Origin of the sequence: Desulfonatronospira sp., from assembly GCA_003563255.1 — a bacterium.
Classification (GTDB): Bacteria; Desulfobacterota; Desulfovibrionia; order Desulfovibrionales; family Desulfonatronovibrionaceae; genus Desulfonatronospira.
Map to the genome: position 1 here is coordinate 1 of PWSL01000503.1, position 4,238 is coordinate 4,238.

Genomic DNA, 4,238 nt, shown 5'->3' on the forward strand with positions numbered 1-4,238 from the left:
AAATTTTCTTAGAAATAATTGGTTGAAAAAATAACCCAACTATCTTGTTGAACTATTTTTGGACTGCTCCCTGTCTTTGCTCGCTGCAAATCATCCAGGATGTTAAATGTTTCATTCCGGTAATGCTTAATAGGGAATGACAGCAAACCGGCAAAGACAGCCCAGCCCTTCCTGTGGGACACTGGACAAACCCTTATCAATATCATCTGGCCTGTTCTACAAAATTTCATTCAGGAAAAGTAAAAACATCTGACACTTTCCTCAGTCCTTCATCAGGATCAGGTCTTTTTTTTAAATTTGTAATCTTCATTTATTCCGGCAAGCTATATAAAGCCATATTTTGCCCCAGGCGATTGGCCTATACCTTACCTAGGATTTTTGTTTTCAAGGTCCTCTATGAGCCGCACAACGTTTCAGTGTTTACACAAAAAAGACAACCTTGATATTGAATAAGGGTTGAGCTGGGTTTTTTTAGGTAGGTGTACCTCCCATTTTTCTGAAGGCCCGGCCAGAAGGTAGTTGTACCTGACCGGGCTTTTCCTTTTAAATAATGCTGTTTACTTCAGTTTTTTAAGGGGCGACATTTTACTTCAAAAATATCCTCTAAGTTGCCAGAATTCCCGTTTCTTTCGCCGCCTTTCTGCCCACTCAAAAACCCACTCCGGACAGCGTTTAACGTATATATCGTGTTTTCTACACCACCTCTGCAGTGTCCGCCTTGGCACTGATAGAATTTTTGAAGTAGCCCTTATGCCATATTCCTGGATACTTCGGAAGGAATACTCTTTTTGCGAGTCTGTGTAGTGCCCACCTTTGCCCAGGCTAAAAAACTCGGCTCTCATTTCCTCATAAAATTCTTGCTGCGCTAGGCGTATTAACCGCCTGGTTTCAGCTTTGCTCATTACCAAAACCCCGGCTCATCATCATATTTATCCCGACACTTTGCCGTTTTAAGGCAAATTTACTCTGTGTTGAACTGCCCCGGCCTTAACCCCTGGCCTAACAAGCTATTATTCATTTTTGTCCTGCTTTGCTCCTGCTAAACGGCTGCTTGCCAAGTGATATGTTTGGAGGTGGTTACACTTTATTGCAGGCCCGGGTATCACCAATTTCAAAGGAATCAACAAAATTCTTATTCAAGAGCCGCATACAGGCTTTGCTTGAACTTGTTCTCATCTTGATTGTTATAGAAGGGCACTCCAATCAAGCGGCATTTAATGGTTTTTTGTTTGGTTTTGATATCCAGGGTTTTTTTGCCGAACTTATCGGATATCTCCTGAAGAAATTCCTGTTTCCATTTATCATATTCTTTTAGATGCTTTCCTTTTGGCTCAATAAATATCTGATATGTTAATATGTCTCCATTGGTCTGACGCAGAAAGAGCACAAAGTCAGGTTCAAAAGGTTTGCCGTCGGAAAAGCTGTATATTTTAAAGTGTCTTTCATTCCTGATTAGATAAATCCCATCATGTTTTTTTTGAAGTTCGTTTATCTGCCGTTCAAGCATACGGACAAAGGCTTTTTCCTCACTGGTTCCATAGTTGGCATTGAAAACATACCAGTCTTTGTCAGCAACAAAATTTTCATCCCCGTTTGCCCTGTCGGTGCCTTCAATCAGCTTCAAGGTTTTATTGTAAAATATTTCAGAAACATCATACGGGGTAAATTCATCCAGTCCTATGTACTCAGTGATGTTTTTACGCAAGTCTGTTTCAATCTGGTTAAGCAGCCCAATCATTCCATCAAGCTGATCCCGGTTGGACAGTCTGCTCATTTCATATTCTTCCCCCTGAAAAATGATTTCCTGACCTCCAAGGTAACTATCTGATTCAATAAACTCCTCTAAGGTCTCAATCATGGGGAAATATTTTTTGATATTCTGGAAAGAAAAGAAAGACTGCTTGGTAATGGCGTTTTGAATTATGTGCTTTGGGATATTCTTCACTTTGATATCCCGTTTGCCTGGTTCAGCAACAACAGGGACACTATTGCCATTTGCCAGAATGGCCCCTGTTGTGCCCCTGCCGGTTGCTATTATATGGGTATGGCTTTTACGGGAAATGCCCATGTCTGAAAAAGACCTGATATGCTGGTAATTATTGATTTTTCGGCTATTCAAGTAAACCAGACCATTTTTGAAAAAATCATCTTGCTTGAAGCTGTCTTTGAGCTTTAATTTTCTGGTAACTTCCCTTTCATCAAGCATGCCTTCCTCAATCAAGGCTGTGCGCAGTTCTGAAATATACCTGGAATCATTTATACTGTGATAATGAAGTTCTTCCAGAACCCTCATTTCATGGTCAAGGTTCCTGTCAAACTTGCGGCTGTATCGGTCTTTGTTGTCTTCAGTTGCAAATGGAAAGTATCTGGCCCCACGTCCGATAAGCTGGGCCTCTGAAATGGTGGTTTTGCCAGGTCGATTCCCCCGTGAATCCCTTTGAGTATAACAGCGGACAATATCAAACAGATTAAGCACGTCCCAGCCCTCATTGAGCTTTTGAACAGCAAATATGGCCCGGATACGATTATCCTTATCCTCAAGGGTATTCAGAAGAATCTGTTGGTTCTCCTTCTCTTTCTCCTCATTGACGGAAATACAGCGTTCTTCATTGAATTCTTTACGCAGACGTTCAGCCAGTTGTCTTGCACTGATATTGTTCTGGTCAAAAAAACGAAAAACCCTTTCGACCAATGGGATATCTGACTTTAATCTTATCCTTTTAATATTCTCTGGGGATAAATTATCAATCATTTGATGAAAATTTTTCTTGTTTTCTTTGGACTGTTCAATGGTCCGCTGGGCCTTGAAAAGTATTACAGGCTTGAGATTGATGCGATTTTTGGCGGCCACTTCCTGCTTATACTGACTTAGAATCAATGCCTGAAGAATCCGGTCGCTTTCCTCAAAATCAGCCTGGATAATGTTGACGTCTTTGGAATATCCATCATTACGGAACTGACACAGGTCATAGCGATAAATAACCTTTTTCAGATATTTGTTGACGATATTTCTGTGGGTATAGTCCAGGGTAGCGGTGAACTCTAATAAAAGATTGTTCTCATTCTGCCTGAAAATGCGCTCAACAGTATTTTCCCAGCTTTCCGCCAGCTGCATTCCTGCCGCGGTGCTGACATTCATGTGATGGGCTTCATCAGACAAGAGCACAATTTTTTTATGCTTGAAGTCCTCGTATGTGATGGAGTTTTCTTTTTCAGTGGTCAGGTCAGAGTGCAGTTTTTGGATGGTTGTAAAACAGATGTTGATATCACTGTCATTAACGTCCTCAAAATTGATTGCCTGGGAGATGTTTACTCTTGAAGTGCCAAACCTGATATCTTCACTGAACAAGAACTTTGAGGACCGGGGGTTGAGAAAATTTTCCTTAGTCTTCTCAATGATGTTGGTGGAGTTAACAAAAAACAGAAAATTCCTGTAACCCCGTTCATACAGGTACAGCATCAATCCGGCCATGATAAGAGTCTTGCCGCTTCCGGTGGCCATGTTGAACAGGAAGTGCAAGGGATAGTCCTTGCCTGGAAAATCATTATCCAGGCAGTGAAAAAAGCGGGCAAAGGCATCAACCTGGTATGGTCGCAGCTCATAATTTGGATTGAGGTTATCTTTGAGATAATCAGGAATCTCTTTTTTTAAAATACCATGCCTGGAAAAAGTATCCAATTCATCATATAAGAACTTTTCGGCCATTATTCTGCTCCCCGGAAAAACAGCCTGTTAAGTATTTTGTCTTGTTCACTGACATTATAGTTTTTGTCCTCGATTTCAGACAGATTAACGTAAAGCTGGTTTTTGTTCAGCAGTTCAGCAAGTAATTTTTTCTGCTTTTCCAGACCGTTTTCAGACTTGCCAATTTCAATGAAATCATTGACTGCTTCTTCCGGCATTTCCGGGTTGACATACCAGTTGAGAAATGAGCTTTCAGCAATATCTTTCCATAGACTGACAAGTTCTTCTGAGGATTGCGCAGACTGGATTTTATCCATGTAGGTTTCATTGTATTTCATCAGTTCACAATAAATGAACTCTCCTCCGCCTTTCCAGTTGACAGATTTTGATATGCCCGATTGTTCACCGCCTATAACATTTTTCATACGAGCAAAACTATCATTTTTACCGTAGTCAAGTTGTTCAATTCCAATATATTGCCTGCCCATTTTTTGGGCTACTCCGGTAGTAGTTCCACTTCCTAAATGATAGTCCAAGACCAAATCATTTTTAT

The 4,238-nt window shown here is 40.8% G+C and carries 2 protein-coding genes; both read right to left on the reverse strand.

Annotation, left to right across the window (positions count from 1 at the left end; genetic code table 11):
- Positions 1-1,132: 1,132 nt before the first annotated feature.
- Positions 1,133-3,706 carry a DEAD/DEAH box helicase family protein gene (locus tag QZP87_RS14735; RefSeq protein ID WP_291323684.1) on the reverse strand — a complete coding sequence of 858 codons (2,574 nt, stop codon included), beginning with the start codon at positions 3,704-3,706 and terminating at the stop codon, positions 1,133-1,135.
- Positions 3,706-4,238 (reverse strand): site-specific DNA-methyltransferase (locus QZP87_RS14740; RefSeq protein ID WP_291323685.1); only part of this gene is annotated, 533 nt, incomplete at its 5' end. The genes QZP87_RS14735 and QZP87_RS14740, both read right to left, overlap by 1 nt.

Coding starts and splice junctions, on each gene's coding strand:
- QZP87_RS14735 (WP_291323684.1), bottom strand. CDS start 3,706: ATGGCCGAAAAGTTCTTATATGATGAATTGGATACTTTTTCCAGGCAT.